The organism is Curtobacterium sp. MCBD17_028 (assembly GCF_003234875.1).
GTDB lineage: Bacteria > Actinomycetota > Actinomycetes > Actinomycetales > Microbacteriaceae > Curtobacterium.
Window position 1 is genome coordinate 1 of the sequence record NZ_QKTQ01000020.1, and the last position, 18,241, is coordinate 18,241.

General features: G+C 73.1%; 22 protein-coding genes. 8 read left to right on the plus strand and 14 right to left on the minus strand.

Going from position 1 to position 18,241, the window contains the following annotated elements:
• Positions 1-117 precede the first annotated feature (117 nt).
• The gene (locus DEI86_RS14865; RefSeq protein WP_111037435.1) at positions 118-1,473 is read right to left on the minus strand and encodes a cytosine permease; all 1,356 of its coding nucleotides are present in this window, start codon (positions 1,471-1,473) and stop codon (positions 118-120) included.
• Between the two features lie 244 nt (positions 1,474-1,717).
• On the opposite strand from DEI86_RS14865, the gene DEI86_RS14870 reads away from it, so the two are divergent.
• The 4 genes from DEI86_RS14870 to DEI86_RS14885 are packed head-to-tail and all read left to right on the plus strand — an operon-like array spanning position 1,718 to position 5,404.
• Positions 1,718-2,650, plus strand: coding sequence for an ABC transporter ATP-binding protein (locus DEI86_RS14870; protein ID WP_111050036.1), 933 nt, complete (start codon positions 1,718-1,720; stop codon positions 2,648-2,650).
• A complete protein-coding gene (locus DEI86_RS14875) occupies positions 2,647-3,498 on the plus strand; it encodes an ABC transporter permease (RefSeq protein WP_258370242.1) in 852 nt (283 codons plus the stop codon). Before DEI86_RS14870 ends, DEI86_RS14875 begins: the two co-directional genes overlap by 4 nt.
• Before the next feature lie 20 nt (positions 3,499-3,518).
• Positions 3,519-4,739 (plus strand): sensor histidine kinase, encoded by a 1,221-nt coding sequence (locus DEI86_RS14880; RefSeq protein ID WP_111050037.1) that lies wholly within the window; start codon positions 3,519-3,521, stop codon positions 4,737-4,739.
• A gap of 38 nt (positions 4,740-4,777) precedes the next feature.
• Positions 4,778-5,404 (plus strand): response regulator transcription factor, encoded by a 627-nt coding sequence (locus DEI86_RS14885; protein ID WP_111050066.1) that lies wholly within the window; start codon positions 4,778-4,780, stop codon positions 5,402-5,404.
• A 27-nt stretch (positions 5,405-5,431) separates the two neighbouring features.
• Here the strand turns inward: DEI86_RS14885 and DEI86_RS14890 are convergent, their stop codons facing one another.
• Positions 5,432-6,082, minus strand: a complete 651-nt coding sequence (locus DEI86_RS14890) for a LysE/ArgO family amino acid transporter (RefSeq protein WP_181434989.1) — start codon at positions 6,080-6,082, stop codon at positions 5,432-5,434.
• A 201-nt stretch (positions 6,083-6,283) separates the two neighbouring features.
• On the opposite strand from DEI86_RS14890, the gene DEI86_RS14895 reads away from it, so the two are divergent.
• The gene (locus tag DEI86_RS14895) at positions 6,284-7,426 is read left to right on the plus strand and encodes a YncE family protein (RefSeq protein ID WP_111050038.1); all 1,143 of its coding nucleotides are present in this window, start codon (positions 6,284-6,286) and stop codon (positions 7,424-7,426) included.
• Positions 7,427-7,445: 19 nt separating this feature from the next.
• On the opposite strand, the gene DEI86_RS14900 is transcribed toward DEI86_RS14895, so the two are convergent.
• The gene (locus DEI86_RS14900) at positions 7,446-8,195 is read right to left on the minus strand and encodes an ABC transporter permease (protein ID WP_111050039.1); all 750 of its coding nucleotides are present in this window, start codon (positions 8,193-8,195) and stop codon (positions 7,446-7,448) included.
• A gap of 37 nt (positions 8,196-8,232) precedes the next feature.
• On the minus strand, positions 8,233-9,006 hold the full coding sequence (locus tag DEI86_RS14905) for a hypothetical protein (protein WP_258368762.1): 774 nt from the start codon (positions 9,004-9,006) through the stop codon (positions 8,233-8,235).
• Positions 9,007-9,095: 89 nt separating this feature from the next.
• Here DEI86_RS14905 and DEI86_RS14910 point away from each other — a divergent pair, with 89 nt between their 5' ends.
• Both DEI86_RS14910 and DEI86_RS14915 read left to right on the plus strand, forming a co-directional pair.
• Entirely contained in the window at positions 9,096-9,722 is a 627-nt protein-coding gene (locus DEI86_RS14910; RefSeq protein ID WP_111014159.1) for a DedA family protein, read from the plus strand.
• Positions 9,723-9,744: 22 nt separating this feature from the next.
• Positions 9,745-10,410: a response regulator transcription factor gene (locus DEI86_RS14915; protein ID WP_111011414.1), complete on the plus strand. Its 666-nt coding sequence runs from the start codon at positions 9,745-9,747 to the stop codon at positions 10,408-10,410.
• 52 nt (positions 10,411-10,462) lie between these two features.
• On the opposite strand, the gene DEI86_RS14920 is transcribed toward DEI86_RS14915, so the two are convergent.
• On the minus strand, positions 10,463-10,645 hold the full coding sequence (locus tag DEI86_RS14920) for an SseB family protein (protein ID WP_111050040.1): 183 nt from the start codon (positions 10,643-10,645) through the stop codon (positions 10,463-10,465).
• Positions 10,646-10,659: 14 nt separating this feature from the next.
• Positions 10,660-11,232, minus strand: coding sequence for a DUF2127 domain-containing protein (locus DEI86_RS14925; protein ID WP_111011401.1), 573 nt, complete (start codon positions 11,230-11,232; stop codon positions 10,660-10,662).
• A 124-nt stretch (positions 11,233-11,356) separates the two neighbouring features.
• Between DEI86_RS14925 and DEI86_RS14930 the strand changes: the two genes are divergently transcribed.
• The gene (locus DEI86_RS14930; protein ID WP_146244962.1) at positions 11,357-12,916 is read left to right on the plus strand and encodes a hypothetical protein; all 1,560 of its coding nucleotides are present in this window, start codon (positions 11,357-11,359) and stop codon (positions 12,914-12,916) included.
• On the opposite strand, the gene DEI86_RS14935 is transcribed toward DEI86_RS14930, so the two are convergent.
• From DEI86_RS14935 to DEI86_RS16640, 8 genes are all read right to left on the minus strand, one after another.
• Entirely contained in the window at positions 12,895-13,986 is a 1,092-nt protein-coding gene (locus DEI86_RS14935; RefSeq protein ID WP_111011399.1) for a sensor histidine kinase KdpD, read from the minus strand. The genes DEI86_RS14930 and DEI86_RS14935 overlap by 22 nt on opposite strands.
• Positions 13,987-14,061: 75 nt before the next feature.
• Positions 14,062-14,607, minus strand: a complete 546-nt coding sequence (locus DEI86_RS14940; protein WP_111050042.1) for a YbhB/YbcL family Raf kinase inhibitor-like protein — start codon at positions 14,605-14,607, stop codon at positions 14,062-14,064.
• 139 nt (positions 14,608-14,746) lie between these two features.
• The gene (locus tag DEI86_RS14945) at positions 14,747-15,001 is read right to left on the minus strand and encodes a hypothetical protein (RefSeq protein ID WP_111027567.1); all 255 of its coding nucleotides are present in this window, start codon (positions 14,999-15,001) and stop codon (positions 14,747-14,749) included.
• A gap of 2 nt (positions 15,002-15,003) precedes the next feature.
• Positions 15,004-15,600 carry a transcriptional regulator gene (locus DEI86_RS14950; RefSeq protein WP_111011396.1) on the minus strand — a complete coding sequence of 199 codons (597 nt, stop codon included), beginning with the start codon at positions 15,598-15,600 and terminating at the stop codon, positions 15,004-15,006.
• A 78-nt stretch (positions 15,601-15,678) separates the two neighbouring features.
• On the minus strand, positions 15,679-16,878 hold the full coding sequence (locus DEI86_RS14955; RefSeq protein WP_111050043.1) for a Bcr/CflA family efflux MFS transporter: 1,200 nt from the start codon (positions 16,876-16,878) through the stop codon (positions 15,679-15,681).
• Positions 16,879-17,025: 147 nt separating this feature from the next.
• Complete coding sequence (locus DEI86_RS14960; RefSeq protein WP_111050044.1) at positions 17,026-17,331, minus strand: Dabb family protein; 306 nt, start codon at positions 17,329-17,331, stop codon at positions 17,026-17,028.
• Between the two features lie 107 nt (positions 17,332-17,438).
• Positions 17,439-18,020, minus strand: a complete 582-nt coding sequence (locus tag DEI86_RS14965; protein ID WP_111011393.1) for a hypothetical protein — start codon at positions 18,018-18,020, stop codon at positions 17,439-17,441.
• A complete protein-coding gene (locus tag DEI86_RS16640) occupies positions 18,017-18,169 on the minus strand; it encodes a hypothetical protein (RefSeq protein ID WP_181434991.1) in 153 nt (50 codons plus the stop codon). The genes DEI86_RS14965 and DEI86_RS16640 overlap by 4 nt, the downstream gene beginning before the upstream one ends.
• Positions 18,170-18,241 lie beyond the last annotated feature (72 nt).

Here is an 18,241-nt window from a genome sequence, read left to right on the forward strand (position 1 = left end):
CGTCCTCTACGTGATCGCCGGCACGCCCGGCCTGGTCCGCCGCGTCGGGGTCAGCCACACGGACACGCACCGGTCCCCGCCCGCTGAGCCCGGGCCTCCCGGCCGGGAGGCCCGGGCTCAGCGGGCCGGGACCGGTGCGGTCTCCGTGTGGCTGACCCCGACGCCGCGGACCAGGCCGGCCTTGCCGGCGATCACGTAGAGGACGAACGCGATGACGACCGAGTTGATCGAGGGGATGCCGATCGTGACGAAGTAGCCGATCAGGGCCGCGATGGCCCACACGACGAGCGTCATCGGCACCCACGTCGGCGAGGTCGGCGGGACGTCGGCGGCGGCGCTCAGCTCGCGACGCCAGGTCTTCACCACGAAGTACTCGGCGACCATGATCCCGGCGATCGGGGGGAACACGACGCCGAGGACGGTGAGGAACGGCGTGAACGCGCCCAGGAACCCGACCGCCGCGAGCACCGAGCCGACGACGCCCATGACGAGCGTGACCACGCCGCGGTTGACCTGCCGACCGAACACGGCGTCGATGAAGTTCGTGACGCCGAGGCTCGAGCTGTAGATGTTCCAGTCGTTGATCTTGAACGTGCCGAGCAGGATCACGAGCACGCCGACCCAGCCGACCGACGACGTGATGACGCGCGTGATGTCCGAGGACCCGACCGCGTGGGCGAGCAGGACGCCCGCCAGGCCGATCACGTACTCGCCGAGCGTCACGCCGAGGAGCGTCTGCTTGACGACGTCGCCGGTGCTCTTGTTGAACCGGGTCATGTCGGGGGTGATCACGGCCCCGACGATGAACCCGCCGGCGACGAGCGTCGTGCCCGCCACGAAGCCCATGTGCGGACCGGCCGGGGCCTTGGCGGCGAGCTCCGCGATCGAGTGCTTGCTCAGCTCGACGGTGATCGCCCACCCGACGAGGACCAGGAACAGCGGCACGGTGATGTTCGCCAGCCACTGCATCGAGTGGAACCCGCGGAGCACGATCGCCGTGACGAGCAGGCCGAACACGAGCGACCACGCCCACGCCGGCAGGATCGGCAGGATCGCGACGAGCCCGGACGCCGAGACGCCCGACTGGATCCCGAACCACCCGATGAGGCTCATGCCGATCGCGAGCCCGACGAGCGCGGAGCCGCCCTTGCCGAACCCGGTCCACCGCGCGATCACGGAGGTGTTGAGGCCTTCGCGGACCCCGATCACGCCGACGAAGACCGACACGATCTCGAGGATCACCGCGCCGAGCGTGATCGCCCAGAACGCGGCCCAGAAGCTCATCCCGAAGCCGAGCGTCGCCCCGAGCAGGAACTGCGACAGGGCCGAGATCTGCCCGAACCGCTGCACGGCCACCTGGAACCACCCGTAGCGGGCGGACTGCGGCACACGGCGGAGGGAGTAGTCGTCGACGGCGACCGTCGCCGACGATGACGAGACGGGTGGTGCCGAAGCTGCGGTGTCGCTGGCCATCTGTGGCTCCTCGGGTCGGACGGGCCCGGAACGCGGAGTGCGTCGCCGGCGCGGGGTTGCGCCAACGCTAGGAGTCCGGACACCGGCCGACCATGTGCAACATGTCGTTACCGGGGTGTGAACCGGTGCGAGATGCACACCGCCCCGACCTCGACCCGACCGCCTCCGCACCATGACGAATGTCACGCCGGATCCATGACGGACCGCAGACGTCCCGCGCCCGCGGTTCCGCCACGCTGGCCGCATGAACGAAACGCCGATCATCCAGCTGGCCGGACTGCACAAGCGGTTCGGTGCGGTGACCGCGGTCGACGGTGTCGACCTGACGATCCACCGGGGCGAGGTCGTCGCCCTCCTCGGCCCGAACGGGGCCGGCAAGACGACCACGGTGGACCTCGCGCTCGGGCTCGCCACCCCGACGGCGGGCAGCGTGCGGCTCTTCGGCGGCGCGGCGCGTGACGCGATCGTCGACGGCCGCGTCGGTGCCATGCTCCAGGGCGGTGCGCTCCTGCCCGACCTCACCGTCCGGGACTCCGTCGCCCTGGTCGCGAGCGCCCACCGGGCCCCGATGTCCGTCGACGAGGCACTCCGCCGCGCGCGCTGCACCGAGATCGCGGGCCGCCGCGTGAACAAGCTGTCCGGCGGGCAGCTCCAGCGCGCCCGGTTCGCGGTGACCGTGGTGTCCGACCCGGACCTGCTCGTGCTCGACGAGCCGACCGCGGCGATGGACGTCGAGGCCCGGCACACCTTCTGGTCCTCCATGCGCGAGTTCACGGACACCGGCCGCACGGTCGTGTTCGCGACGCACTACCTCGACGAGGCCGACACGTTCGCCGACCGGATCGTGATCATGCGCGACGGACGGATCGTCGCCGACGGCACCCCCGCCGAGATCAAGGCGATCGCCGCCGCCCGGACGATCCGGTTCACCGGGGTCGGCCCCGCGGACCACGACGCGCTCCGCGGTCTGCCCGGCGTCAGCGGTCTGGAGGAACGGCACGGCACCGTCACGCTCGTCACCGACCGATCCGACACGACCCTGCGCGCCCTGCTCGCGGCGTTCCCCGCCGCGCACGACATCGAGGTGGTGCCGTCCACGATGGACGACGCCTTCCTCGCCCTCACCCGCACCACGGACGAGCCGTCGTCCGCCGAGACGACCGGAGCCCGATCATGAGCACGTCCATCCCCTCCACGCCGGTTCGGGTCACCGACACCGCGGCGACCTCGCCCACCGACGACGCCCTGACCGCTCCCGTCCCGCTCCGGACCCGGGGTCGCCTGCCGATCCGGTACGTCGCCCTCGAGGCCAAGCGGCAGCTCCGCAACGTCCGGTCGCTCGTGTTCACGATCGCGGTGCCCGTGGTGATGCTCCTGGCGTTCGGGTCCGCCTACGGGTCGAGCGGTCAGGTCGACCCCGCGACGAAGCTGCCGTGGCTCGTCGTCACCACGCTGCAGATGGCGTCGTACGGCGCCATGATGGCGGCACTCGGGCAGGCGTTCACGATCGTCACGGAACGGTCCATCGGATGGAACCGGCAGCTGCGGATCACCCCGCTGTCCGGGGTCGGGTTCCTCGTGTCGAAGGTCATCGCCGCGATGGCGGTCGCCGCGCTCGGCATCGTCGTCGTGACGCTCGTGTCCGTGTTCGCGCTGCACGCCGACCTCGCACCCGGCCGCTGGCTCGTCGCCGGCGTCGGCGTGTGGGCCGGGGTGGTGCCGTTCGCCCTCATCGCGATCCTCATCGGGCAGTTCGCCCGCCCCTCGTTCGCACAGCCGCTGTTCATGGTCGTGTTCATGGGGCTCGCGATCCTCGGCGGCCTGTGGGTCCCGCTGTCGATCATGCCGTCGTGGATGAGCACCCTCGCGCACGGGGTCCCGTCGTACTGGCTCGACCGGATGGGCCAGATGGGCGCCGGCGCGGACGGGAGCATGCTCGAACCCGCCCTGGTGCTGGCGGCCTGGGCGTTCGGTCTCGCCGCGGTCGTCGTCTGGCGCTACCGCCGCGACGCCGCACGGCAGTGACCGGACCTACGCTGGATCGCGTGACGGACGCGACCCAGACGATCGAGGCGCGGCGCGCGGAGGACGTGCACCGCACCTCGCGGTCGTTCCCGTGGTCCGGCGCGCCGGGCATGGCGGAGGGCGACCTCCGGACGGCCCGTCGTCGCTGGTACCCGGGGGCGTTCTTCGGGCTGGCGTGGCAGGTGCTCCTCGTCCTCGCGGTGTTCACGGACGGCGGCTCGGTACGCAAGCACGTGGTCGACAGCGTCGTGCTCGCCGTGGTCTACGTGGCGTACCTCGTCGCGCCGGAGCTCATGTGGCGACGACGGCTGCCCGGCCGCATCGTCGTCCTCAGCACGTTCGCCCTGCTGAGCGTCCTGCCCCTCGTGCCGCTCGGCGCCGTCGCCATGTGGACGTGGTTCCTGCTCGCGTCCCTGGTCGGGTTCGTCGCGGTGCGGATGTGGGTGGCCGCGGTGGCCATCCTGGCGATCGCTGCCGCGCAGGTCGTGATCTGCGGCATCGCCGGATGGGACGTGAGCTCGAACGACGGCCTGCTGTTCGCGCCGCTCGTGACCGTGTCCATCGGCGCGTCGATGACCTTCTTCGGGCGCCAGCGGGCCGCCGAGCAGGAACTCGGCGTCGCGCAGGACGAGATCACCCGTCTCGCCGTCGTCGAGGAACGGGCCCGGTTCTCGCGGGACCTCCACGACGTGCTCGGCCACTCCCTCACCGTGGTCGCGATCAAGTCGGAGCTGGCCGGGAGGCTCGTGGACCGCGACCCCGCCGCCGCGCGCGCCGAGATGGCCGACGTCGAACGGCTCGCCCGCGAGGCCCTGCAGGGTCTCCGGCAGGCGGTGAGCGGGTACCGCGAGGCCGACCTCGACGCCGAGCTCGTGTCCGCCCGGGCAGCGCTCCAGGCCGCCGGGATCGACGCCGACCTCCCAACGAACGCCGACGCCGTCGTGGCCGACAGCAGGTCGCTGTTCGCGTGGGTGCTCCGCGAGGGCGTGACGAACGTCGTCCGGCACGCCGCCGCCACGCGCGCTCGGGTCACCCTGACCCGCAGCGCGATCACCGTCGAGGACGACGGCGCCGGTGCGTCGGACGACCTGGCCGACGGGGTCGCGCCCGTCGGTGCACCGCTCGGCGGCAACGGGCTTCGTGGACTCCGCGAGCGTGCGGACGCGGTCGGTGCGACCATGACCACCGGGACGAGCGACCTCGGCGGGTTCCTCCTCCGGGTCGGGCGGGGGCGTCGGTGAGCGCCGCGGAGACGCCCGGCGTGACGGCGTCGGCGGCGATGCCCGGCTCGTCGACGATCCGGGTCCTCCTCGCCGACGACCAGGCCCTGGTCCGCGGCGCGCTCGCGTCCCTGCTGTCGCTCGAGTCGGACATCAGCGTCGTCGCCCAGGTCGGCCGCGGGGACGAGGTCGTCGACGCGGCGCGGGCGTCGGGCGCGGACGTCGCCCTGCTCGACGTCGAGATGCCGGGCGCCGACGGGCTGCGGGCGGCACGCGACCTGGCCACGGCCCTCCCGTCCTGCCGCTCGCTCATCGTCACCACGTTCGGCCGACCGGGCTACCTGCGCCGCGCGCTCGAGGCCGGCGCGTCGGGGTTCGTCGTCAAGGACACGCCCGCGGAACAGCTCGCCGACGCCGTCCGCCGGGTGGCCGCCGGGTTCCGCGTCGTCGATCCGGTGCTCGCGGCGGAGTCGCTCGCCGCCGGCCCCTCGCCGTTGACCGCACGCGAGACGGAGGTCCTCATCGCCTTCCGCACGGCGCCGACCGTCGCGGGCGTGGCCGCGCAGCTGCACCTGTCCGAGGGCACGGTGCGGAACCACCTCAGCGCTGCGATCGGCAAGACCGCGGCGCGGAACGCCACCGAGGCGCTGCGGATCGCGGCGGACAACGGGTGGCTGCTCGGCTGAGCCGTCGTCCGACGCCCGCGCGCCGGATCACGCCCCGAGCAGCAACCGCACCCCGAACGCGACCATCACGACCGCGATGCACGCGTCGAACACGCGCCACGCCCCCGGTCGGGCGAACACCGGGCGGAGCATCCGGGACCCGAACCCGAGCGCCGAGAACCAGCAGCAGCTCGCGGCCACCGCGCCGCCGACCCACCACCACCGTTCGTCGACGCCCTGCTCGTTCGCGACGGACCCGAGGAACACGAGTGTGTCGAGGTACACGTGGGGGTTGAGCCACGTGAACGCCAGCATCGTCAGGACCGCGCGCCGAGCGGTCCCCGCGGTGGTCCCGTCGTCGGTGCCGACCGCGCGGACGTCGAGGGCGTCCCCCGCCGGCCGGATCGCCCGGCGTGCCGCCAGCACCCCGTAGGTCAGGAGGAACGCCGCGCCGACGAACCGCACCACGACGAGAGCGACCGGCGCCCGCTCGACGACCGCGCCGACGCCGAGCACCCCCGCCAGGATGAGGACGGCGTCGGACCCCGCGCAGATCCCCACGGCTGCTGCGACGACGCGTCGGGGTGCGGTCACGGCCAGGCGGAGCAGGAACGCGTTCTGCGCGCCGATGGCGACGATGAGCGCGAGTCCGGTGCCCAACCCGTTCAGCGCCGGGAGGACCGTGGTCGCGATCGTCATGCCCCTCACGGTAGGAGCGGGACCGCCCCGAGTACAGCGCGCTCCGGTGCCCGGGTGCGTCTGGCCCCGTCGGGCTCCCGGCGTGGGCCGCGTGGTCAGACGTGGGCGGGGTCGACGAGCGGTCGTGCGGCCGGCGTGGGACGGCGGTGGCCCGCCGCCCTCGTTCGGCGGACGTGCGGCCGAGGCGGGCAGGGTGGACCGATGGACACCGCGAGCGCCGCCTCGAGCCGACCGTCCGGGCGAACACCGGGGCCCTCGCGCGACCGGCGTCCGCGACGCCGTGGTCGTCGACCCGGCGCCGCGCTGGCCGTGCTCGTCTCGTGCGGACTCGTCGCCGTGCTCGCCGCCTGTTCGGGGCCGACCGCTCCGTCCGCGTCCGCCACGCACGCACGCACCGGCTACCGGGGCCACGTGGTCACGAAGGCGGCGGAACCGGGGGACGCGCCGCCGCCGCCCGTCACGCCGGCCGGCCGGGTCGTCCGACTCCCCGCCACCGCCCATCCCTGGGGCGTCGCGGTGGCCGACTCCGTGCACACCGTGTACCTGGCCGAGCGGAAGCAGGACCGCCTCATCCGCTACGACATGGACACCGGCGCGGTCACGACCAAGGCCGTGCCCGGCTCCGCTCGGATGATCGACCTCGCCGATCCCGACGGCCCCCTGTTGCTCCCCGCGGAGGACCGCGATCGTCTCTACACGCTGGCGCTGCCGTCACTCCACCTCGTCAGCTCGGCGTCGACGGGCCGGCACCCGCACCAGGCGGTGCGGGTGAACAGCACCACGTTCTTGACCGAGGAGTTCGGGCATGGCGTCCGGGCCCTGCGGAACGGACGGACGGTCGCGCACTTCACGCAGCCCGTCCAACCCGGTGGCATCACAGCCGTCGGGAACCGGGTCGCGGTGGTCGACGTCGCGGCGAACCTGCTGTTCGTCTACGACGCGACGACGCTGCGGCTCGTCGCCGCCCTGCCCGCCGGCGCGGGCCCGAGCCACGTCGTGCCGATCGGCGGGGACCGGGTGGCCGTCTGCGACGTGCGCGGCAACGCGGTGCTCACGTACGACATCGGTGGGACACCCCGGGCGCTCGGTCGCGCGGCCGTCCCCGGCCGCGCCTTCTGGATCCGCGCCGACGCCGCGACGGGGACGATCTACACCGCGCTCGCGAACACCGACACGATCGCGCAGCTCCGCGTCCGTGCCGACGGCGCACCGCAGCTCGTGCGGACGGTGCCGACGGTCCGCCAGCCGGTGTCGTTCGATCGGGACCCGGCGACCGGCGACCTGTACGTCGGCGGGTACGCGGACTCGCAGCTGCAGGTCATCCCCGCGTCGGCATTCCGCTGACCCGCGCCGGGCGACCGCGTCAGCGCGGCGCCGTCGGGCGCGTCCGCACGGTCCCGAGCCACCGCACGACGATCGCCGCGGTCACGGCCCCGGTCGCGATGATCGCCGCGAGGACGACGATCTGGAACCGGCCGGCCTCGACCGGCGAGACCCCGCCGAAGATCGCCCCGACGAACGCGCCGGGCAGCGTCACGAGTCCGGTCGTCCGCGTCTGGTCCGTCGACGGGATGAGCGCCGCGTGCACCGCCCGACGGGCGAGGTCCCGGGTGGCCGTCCGGGGCGGTGCACCGAGCGCGAGCCAGCCCTCGACCTCCTCCCACCGGTCGTCGACGAGCTCGAGGAACCGGCGTCCGGCGAGCGTGGCGACGGTCATCGCGTTGCCGACCACGATCCCGCCGATCGCCAGGGCGTACCGCGCGTCGAACGCGATCGCGCCCGTCACGAACACGACGGCGAGGGACAGCAGGATCCCGGCACCCATCGCGGACGCCACCATCGGCGCCGTCCGTCGCAGCGGGCCGAGCCGTCGGGAGGCCGTGCTCACCGCGACCGTGAACATCACGACCAGGGCGGCCGCGACCCACCGGACGTCGTGGATGACCCCGCTCAGGACGACGCTGATGACGGCGAGCTGGAGCGCGCCACGCAGGACGGCGAGCGCCGGCGCGACGGGACTCGGGGCCCGGACGAGGAGCAGCACGACGGTCGCGACGACCACGAGCACCCCGACGCCGAGGAGGCTCGGGCCGATGTCCGAGGACCAGGTCATGACCTGGGACCGTAGCCTGCGTGGTTGCCGACGTGGGTCACGGCGCGAGGCTGTCGGCCGGCCACTCCCGGGTGTCGAGGTCGGCCCGTCGGCTCTGACGCACGCTGAGCACCGCGACGCACACGACGATGAGCACGGCGAGCACCGCGCTGATGGGTCCGGTGCCGAACCCGAGACCGCCGCGCGCGGACGACACGGCGCCCCAGTCGGCGAAGGACGCCCCGACGGGCCGGGTCAGGACGTACGCGACCCAGAAGGCGGGCACGGCGGCGAGCGCCCGCCCGAGGTACAGCGCGATCGGCACGCACATCGCCGCGACGAACACCGCCCCGCCGAGCAGGTACCCGAGGTGGAACCGTGACGCGACGAGGTCGCCAGCGGCGGTCCCGAGGGCGAACGTGGCGACGACCGCCGCCCAGTAGAAGGCCTCGCGGCGGCGGGTGTCGATCGCGTGGACGTCGACGGTGCCCTCGACGACCCGCCACGTGACGAACACGGCGACGAGGAGCACGAGGAACACCGACGTCGACACCAGGTACGGGACGCCGGCGACGACGTGGGTGAAGTCGGCGATCATCGTCCCGAGCACGCCGACGAGCACGACGACGAGCCAGTACAGCCACGGCACGTACCGGCGGACGGTGAACTGGGCCACGATCGCGGCGGCGAACAGGACGGCGGTCGCGAGCACGGCGCCGACGGGGTCGACGTGTCCGACGAGGAAGTCCGACAGGGTCTCCCCCATGCCGGTCGTCAGGATCTTCGTCACCCAGAACAGCAGGGTGATCTCGGGCACCTTGTTCCGCAGCATGCCGTGACGATCACACGCCCGGTCCAAGAAGCCACCAAGGGAGCGTCGGTCTTGGCCGTTCCTGGGAGCCGCACCCGGAGGATGGGCCGGTGCCCCTCGCGATCCACCTGTTCGACGCCGCCTCCATCCTGCACGCGTTCGGGCCGTGGGTGCTCGTCGGCCTCGCGGTGCTCGTGTTCGTGGAGTCGGGGGTGCTGTTCCCGTTCCTCCCGGGCGACTCGCTCATCCTGACCGCGACCATCCTGGCATCGGCGCTCGGCATCACCCCGTGGCAGGTCGCGGTCGTCGGGTCCCTCGCCGCGATCGCGGGCGACCAGGTCGGCTACGTCCTCGGGCGCCGGTTCGGGCGTCGGCTGTTCCGCGAGGACGCGCGGGTGCTCAAGCGTGCGCGCCTGCGCGAGGCCGAGGCGTTCTTCGTCCGGTACGGCGGCCTGTCGCTCGTGCTCGGGCGGTTCGTCCCCGTGGTCCGGACGTACGTGCCGCTCGCCGCCGGCGCCGCGGCCATGCACTACCGACGGTTCATCGTCTGGAACACCATCGGCGGCGTGGGCTGGGTGGCGGTGTTGACGGTCGTCGGGGTGCTCCTCGGCGGCATCCCGTTCGTGGCGCACAACATCGACGCGCTCATGGTCGTGGTGGTGGTCGTCTCGGTCCTCCCCGTCGTCATCGGGGTGCTCCGGAAGCGGAGTGCGGCGCGGCGTGCGGTGCGCCGGTGACGCCGACGGCCAGGATCGGGGCATGACGGAGCCGGCACCGCGCCTCCTGCTCGTGGAGGACGACGCGCGCCTCGGTCCGATCGTCGCCGACGTGCTCGGTGCGGACTGGGACGTCACCCTCGTGACCGACGGCGAGCAGGCGGTCACGGCCGCCGTCGAGCGGTACTTCGACGTCATGGTCGTGGACCGCAGGTTGCCGGGCATGGACGGCGTGGCCGTGGTCGGGGAGATCCGCCGACGCCGCATCAGCACGCCGATCCTCATGCTCACCGCGCTCGGTTCGCTCGACGACCGCGTGTCCGGCCTCGACGCCGGGGCGAACGACTACCTCGTCAAGCCGTTCGAGTTCGCGGAACTCGGAGCCCGGCTCCGCGCCCTCACGCGCGACTACGCGCCCGAGGGCGAGGCGATCGCGATCGGCGGGTGGACCCTCCACCCGGAGACCGGCACCATCACCTCGCCGTACGCCGGGAGGATCGGGCTCACCGAACGCGAGACCGCGCTCGTCCGCCTGCTGGCCCGGGAGCCGACGCGCACGTTCTCGCGGGCGCACATCCTGACGGCCGTGTTCGACAAGGGCGAGCAGCTCGGCACGGTCGACACGTACGTCCACTACGTGCGCCGGAAGACCGACCGGGACCTCATCGCCACCGTTCGTGGGGTGGGGTACCGCATCGGCACACCCTGAGCGTCACCGGGCGGAGCCGGGACCGACAGCCCGGCCGGTCCGAGGGCGGACCTCAGGACAGGGGGAAGCGATCGGCGAAGGCCTGCAGCCGGAGCGGCGCGGGGTCGCCGGCGGGGTTGAGGACGACACCGGCGTGCCCGTCCTCCTGCGCCACGCGCGCGACGTTCGCGAACCCGGTCGGTCGGGCGTCGAGGTCAGGCGCCCAGGCCCAGACCTCCGCCGGCGAGGTGAACACCCGATGGAGCGACGCTAGCGCGCCCGCACCATGGGTTCCACCCCGCTTGCACGGCGACGGGTGCGACGGCGTGCGAGTGCGGGCACGGCTCCGTACAGGGCGTCGCGGAGGGTCCGGTGCTGCCGCCACTCGCGCCAGGTGAGCACGATGATCGCCGCGTCGAACGCCGAGAGCACCCCGACCCCGAGTGACGGGTGCACGACCATCTCGACGAGCTGGGCGACCAGGAACGCGGCGAGCGCAGCGATCGCCCAGGGGTGCACGCGCTCGGAGCCGCGGACCAGCGCGATGACGACGACCACCTTCACGAGGCCGTGCACGACGAGGTAGACGGCGGCGTAGAGGGCAGCGTCGGCGCCGAGTGCCGCGGCACCGTGCAGGATCAGGTGCGCGATGAGGTCGTGCGGGTCCTGTGCGAGCTCGTGCGCGGTGAGCAGGTGGGCGACGGCACTGATCTGTGCCGGGCGGAGGAACAGCAGCGGCAGGCCCAGGAGCAGCTCGGCCGCTCCGTCGATGCCCTTGAGGGCGATCCCGACGAGGAACACCACGTCGAGGATCCGGCCTCGTCCCGTTCGCGTGCTGTCCATGACTCCAGCATCGAGACCCGCTGCCCAGAAAGCGCCAAGAGGGCTCAGGGAACTCCCAGCAGGCGTCCGGCTTGCTGGGTCCTTCCTTGGAGGGCGCGGCGCAGCCTGACGTCCGGAGGTCTTCATGTCCACAGTGCCGCTCCGTGGCGGGTCCATCGACGCCCGCACGATCCGACTCGACCCTCGCCACCGCGCCTGGCTGCCGCCGGTCGTGGTCGGGCTCACCGCCACGGTGATCGCCGTCGCGTTCGACTGGGTCCCGTCCGTCTGGTACGACGAAGCCGCGACCGTGGTGTCCGCGACCCGTCCCTGGCCGGCGCTCGCGCGCGAGGTCCAGCACGTCGACGTCGTGCACGCCACCTTCTACGGCCTCATGCACCTGTGGTTCCTCGTCGCGGGATACGCTCCGTTCACGCTCCGGCTGCCGTCCGCGGTCGCGGTCGGTGCGGCGGCGGCGCTCCTCGTCGTGCTCGGCCGGATGCTCGTCGACCTCAGGACCGGCGTGGTTGCGGGCGCCCTCTTCGCACTCCTCCCGCGGGTCACGTGGATGGGCACCGAGGGGCGCTCGTTCGCCCTCGGCACGCTGCTCGCGGTGGCGGCGACCATCCTGTTCCTCGCCGCGCACCGGCGGAACGTCACGGGCCTCCGTTCCTGGCCGTGGTGGGTCGGGTACGTCGCGGTGTCGCTGCTCGGCGGGGCGGTGTTCCTCTATCTCGTGCTCGTGACCGTCGGGCACGGCGTCACGGCGGCGGTCCCACTGGCGCGTCGGGCCGCCCGGACCCGCGGGGCGCAGCGGGCGCTGCGCTGCTGGCTCCTCGCCGCTGCGGTGACGGTCGTGGCCCTCGTGCCGCTGGCCCGGGCCTCCGCGACGCAGTCGGCGCAGATCGACTGGATCCAGCACATCAGCCGCCACACGGTCGAGGAGGTCGTGGTCACCCAGTGGTTCACACTCAACCCCGCGTTCACGGTGTTCGGCTGGCTGCTGGCGGTGGCCGGCGTCGCGGTCGGGCTGACCTGCGCGCGCGGCCGATCCCTGCTCGCGGTCGCGCTGCCGTGGGCGGCGGTGCCGACGGTCGGGCTCATCGCCGCGTCACTCGTGACGAACCCGCTGTACTCCCCGCGCTACGTGTCCTTCGGCGCTCCGGCGGTGGCGCTGTGCATGGCGCTCCCGGTCGCCGCGCTCCCGGACCGGTTCTTCGCCCGGGTCACCGCGGGCGTCCTCCTCCTCGCGGTCGCGCTGACCGCCCCGACGTGGGTCCAGCAGCGGACGGTCACCGCGAAGGACGACTCGGCGTGGAACCAGGTCGCCCGGCTCGTCCGCTCGGAGCGGGCCCACGAACCGGCCGGGCAGGTCGACGCCGTCGTCTACGGGCCGGTCGATCGACACCCCCTCGCGACGTCGCGGATCATCGCCGAGACGTACCCGAGGGCGTTCCGCGGCCTCCGGGACCCGTTGCTCGTCCGCCCGGCCTCCGCGTCGGCGGGGCTGTGGGAGACGCAGCGTCCGATCAGCGACATCGGCCGGACCGCGGACGGCGCACGGGTGGTCTGGTTGCTGACGGGCACGGCCCACGATGAGCGGAGCACCGTCTCGGCGGCCCTGGCCCCCGAGGGCTACCGCGTCGACGGCACCTGGGTCCGGGCGAGCACCGAGGTCGTCCGCTACGTCCGCGCCGTGCGCTGAGCCAGCGGCAACCGCAGGAGGAACACCGTGCCGTCCGCGCCCGTGTGCTCCACCCGCACCTCGCCGCCCGCCCGGACCGCGATGTCCCGCACGAGCGCGAGGCCGATGCCGTAGCCCGACCGGGTCGTACCCGTCGGCCGCGAGCCGGCCGCACGGGCCGCGTTGCCGTGGGCGAACCGGTCGAAGACCCGCCGCGGGGCGATCCCCGTGATCCCCGGGCCCTCGTCACGGACCCGGATGGCGACCCAGCGCTCGGCGCGCTCCGTCGTGACGGTCACGGTCCCGCCCGTCGGCGTGTGCCCGATCGCGTTGTCGACGAGCGCGACGATGCAGCGCCGGAGCTGCGTCGACGGGAGGGACACGACCGCGTCGCTGTCGCCGACGTCGAGGCGCACACCCCGCGCGTCGGCGAGCACGCCCATGTCGTTCGCGGCACCGGCCAACTCGGGTCCGAGCGGTGTCATCGGGTGTTCCCCGGGCCTCCCGGCCGCGACCTCGAGCAGGTCGTTGACGATGTCGATGAGCACGCGGGTGTCCGCCTGGAGCTCCTCGACGATCCCGTGACGCGGATCGTCCGCGTCCATGCGGAGCTCGAGCTGCTGCACGCGCGCGTTGAGCACGGTCAACGGCGTGCGGAGCTCGTGGCTCGCGTCGGCGACGAACGTGCGCTGCATCCGCGACGCCTCCGTGATGGGACGGACCGCCCGCCGGGCGATGATCCACGTCGCGATCCCGGCGAGCACGACCGCGAACCCGCCGACGCCGACCACCGCGATCGTCAGGTCGATCGTGTCGAGGTAGACGTGCACGTCCTCGGGGCCGTGGTACTCGTGCTGCTGCTGCGGGGTCAGCTGCCAGACCACGTACACGACGACGAGCAGGATGATGGACGCCACGAGCGCCGCCGACACGACGGCGACCTGGAGCCCGATGCGGACGGCGGACCGCCGCGAGGCGAGGCGATCCGGGTCCTGGTCGCGTCGGCCGGACACCCGGCCCCGGACCCCGTCGGTGCCGAGCGTGAGCCGATCGACCAGCACCTCGTGCACCGACGACCACCACACGCCCACGGGACCGCTCCTTCCGTCACCTCGACGGTCGACCCGCCGCCCCCAGGATCCACCAAGACGGCGGCGGGGTCGTGCCTACGCCTCGCCCGGCGTCTCCGCGCTCGCCACGAGCGTCGCCCGGCCGAGGATGTGCGACGACATGGTGAACCCGAGGTAGGCGGGCGTGGCGTCGGCCGGCACTCCGATGTCCGCGACGTCGAGCGCGTGCACGACGATGAAGTACCGGTGCGGACCGTGGCCCGCGGGCGGCGCCGCCCCGACGAACTGGGGCGCCCGGGTGTCATTCTGCAGTTGGATCGCGCCGTCCGGGAGGCCCGCCCCGCCCGCAGCCCCCGCTCCGGTCGGCAACGTGGTCACGTCGGCCGGGATGTTCGCCACGGCCCAGTGCCAGAAGCCGGACATCGTCGGGGCGTCCGGGTCGTACATGGTCACCGCGAAGCTCTTCGTGCCCTCGGGAGCGCCACTCCACGTGAGCTGGGGCGAGACGTCCTCGCCACCGGGGACGCCCATCATCCCCGACCACTGCGGGGGCCGGAACTCCTGGCCGTCCTGCACGTCGTCACTCGTGACGGTGAACGCGGGCACCTCGGGCAGGCGTCGGAACGGGTGGTTGTCGGTCATGCTCGTCCTCCTCGGTGGGCGGTCGGCCCGCCCCGTGATCGATCATGCCGCGCGGGCCCGAGCCGCGTCCGCGTCCGCGGTCGCATCCGCGGTGCCGTCCTGGTCCGCGTGCCGGTCCGCGTCGGCGTCCCGTCCGCGGTCAGCGCAGCCGGGGCTGCGCCGAGGCGAGCCGCTCCCAGGACCGCTCCCGGGCCTCCCGGTCGAGCGACGCGTGGTGCAGGACGGCGGCGCGTTCGTGGAGGACCCGAGGTGCGGGGGTCGTCACGGCGACGCGTGCGAGACGGCGTGCGCGGCGATCCGCGCGGGCGGTGCTCCAGTGGACGAGCCCGAGCCCGATGCGGTGGGCGGCTCGTTCGACCGGGTGGACGGACGTGACGGGCACGGTCGCGTTCATGGTCACTCCTTGGGGACGTCGAGGACGGGGAACAGGTTGTAGTTGACGAACACCCGACGCGCAGCCGGGTCGGGGTGGCGCGAGGCCGGGTCGTTCGCGCGGAGGTACCGACCGATGAGGTCGTTGATCCCCCGGTCGAGCTCGGCGAGTTCGTCCGGGGTCATGAGGAGCCAGGCGGTCGAGAAGTCACTGACCTCGCGCCAGGCCTCGGGCAGGTCGTCCGACGAGGCGAGGGCGTCGCGGATGAACTCGGCCGTCGTGTCCTGGAAGCTCATGCTCGCGAGCACCGTGGCCGTGCGCTCCGCCCGGCTCTGGTCGGTTCCGTGGTCGCCGAACTCGAGCGGGCCGGCGTAGCGCCGCCACCAGCGGTCACGGCCGCTGCCGAGTTCGGGTGCCTCCTCGACGATGCCGTGCTTGGCGAGCTGGCGCAGGTGATAGCTCGTGGACCCGGAGGACTCGCCGATCCGGGCACCGAGCGCGGTGGCCGTGGCCGGGCCGTGCGAGGCGAGCTCGTTGAGCAGCCGGGTCCGCACGGGGTGCGCGAGGGCCTTGAGGGCCTCGACCCGCAGGACGCGGGGCTCGGGGGTGTTCGTCGCCATGACTCCGAAGATACCTTTGCAAAGTGCTCTTTGCAATGGTTTCTTTGCAGTGGCTCCTTTGCGGTGGTGTCGTTGCGGTCAGCCCAGTCGGGTTCCGGATGCTCCGGCACGGGCCGATGCAGCCACCTGCACGACCGCGGCGATGACGATCCCCGTCGCCATCACGGCCCCCATCGCGACCGCCGTCCCCCCGAACCACCCGGCCAGCGGTGTGCCGAGGCCGCCGAGCCCGAAGCTGATGCCACCCTGCAGCGCCGCGGCGGTACCGGGCAAGGCCGCGCCGAGGGCCTGCGTCCGCGTCGTGGACCCGGTGATCACGAAGCCCCAGGCACCCGTCACCACCGCCAGGCAGACCCAGACCGCGATCGGCCCGAGGCCTGCGAGTGCACTGACGAGCACACCGACCGCGCCGAGGGCACCGACCACGAGTCCCGTCGTCAGGAGCGCGTCCTCGCTGCAGCGTCGGACGAGCCGCCGGAACGCCAGGGTGGTGAGGATCATGCAGCTGGCGTCGACGGCGAAGACGACGGTGTACCCGGTCTCGCTGAACCCGAACTCGGACTGGAACACGAACGAGCTCGTGGAGATGTAGGCGAAGAAGCCGATCGTCGCGACGCACGAGGACACGAGGTACCAGTCGAAGCGCGGGATGGCCAGCAACGTCCCCATCCGGCGGAGGTTCGCGCCGAGACCGATTCCCGACGACCGGTCCTGCGGCGCGAGGGTCTCGGGGATGCGGACGAGCACGATCGCGAAGAGGACGAGGCCGAGCACCCCGAGCGCGACGAACATGATCCGCCAGTCACCGACGAGCAGGAGTGCGCCACCGGCCAGGGGCGCGACGACCGGTCCCACGGCGTTGATCGCGGCGAGCGCCGCGTAGATGCGTGGACGGTCGGCAGGAGACGCGGCGTCGGTGACCACCGCGCGCCCCGCGACCGCGCCGGCGGCACCACCCAGGCCCTCGACCACGCGCGCGATCACGAACACGGCGTTGTCCGGGGCGACGGCGCAGGCGAACGACGCCACCGCGAACAGGGCGGTCCCGCCCAGGAGGATGGACCGGCGCCCCACTGAGTCGCTGAGCGGTCCCACGAGGATCTGACCGACCGCGAACGCGACCAGGAACGCCGTGAGCGACACCTGCACGGCACTCGTGGAGGTCCCGAAGTCCCTCGCGAGCGCAGGCAGCGCGGGGATGTACATGTCCGTCGCGAACGGCGAGATGCCGACGATGACGGCCAGGGGCACGATCGGCGGGAGGGGACGGGAAACCATACGGCGGATGGTATTCCGTCGGTGGGGTGCGGTCCGGGCGAGCGGGGCGCGATGGGGACCGGGTCCGCGGCGGGTGCGGCGCGGTCCCGGTGTGTGGCGGGTGCGGCGCGGTCCCGGTATGCGGCGGGTGCGGTGCTCCGGCCGGGGTCAGGACCCCGCTTCGATGTCGAACACGACCAGGTCGGCGCTCGCCCCGCCGAGGAACGCGGCGACCGGCTGGTGGTCGGGGTGCGGCAGGTAGCCGTCGAGCGCGGCGCGGTCCCGGAACCGGACGACGAGCATCCAGTCGAACCGCCCCTCGAGCCCTTCGCTGCTCACGCTGGGCCCGGCATCGACCGACGTCACCCCGTCGATGCCGGGGAGGTGCTGCCGGACGAGCTCCGCGGCGCGCTGTTCGGAGGACGCGTGGTCCCCGCTCCACTGGACGAGGACGACGTGGACGATCTCAGACATGGGTCGAGGCTACGGCGTCGGGGCTCCGACGCCCGGCCGGCACCGCAGCATCCTGTTGTGTGCGAACAGGGGTGTTCGATGCGGCACGCAGCGGAGCCAGCAACCGCTCAGACGGCCGCAGCCCGGCCCTCGGCCGATGGGCGCCTCGCCGCGGCGTCGGCGTACCGGCGGGCGTGACGGAGTCCGAGCAGTGCCAGCACCGCCATCACGACGGCGCCGGCGTACGCGACGACCGCGCCGATGAGCGCGAGCGTGGCCATGGTGTCGAACGCGTACGCGTTGAGGAGCAGGCCGCGGAGGGTCTCGCCGCGGAACACCGTGTCGACCTCGGCGGCGAGTGCGGCGTCCTTCGGGTGCGCCTGCGCCTCGGCGGACAGTTCGGAGTACGTCTTCCCGCCGGTCATCTCCCGCAGGTGGACCGCGATGTAGTGGTCGGCCCAGGCTTTCGCCTGTGCGCCGGTCTCGAGCTGCTGTCCGGCGTAGCGGTTGAGGTACGGACCGATGTCCTTGCTCTTCAGCGCGTCGCTGCCCTTCGCCGGGAACTGGATCTTCTCGGCGACGAGCTGGTCCCGCACCTGGTCGTGCACGTACACGTGCGCCCAGGTCATGAGGACACCCGCCAGGAGCAGGACGAGGGCGATGACCGCGCCGCTCGCGGAGAGGAGTCGGTCGAGTACGGTGCGGTTCACGGTTCTTGCCTTCCGTCGGTGTGCTGCCCGCTGTCACTGCCGCCGCGGCGCTGGGCCGCCAGCCGGTGCTCCGCGCGCTCGCGCGCGTCGCGCTTCAGGCGCTCCCACTCGTCGGTGGGGAGTCGTCGGACCTCGTCGCGCTCGGGCATGGAACCAGGGTCCCGCCAGGACCGGCTGGTGCAGGAGGGCATTTGGTCCCGACCGCGTCGGGACGACCGGGA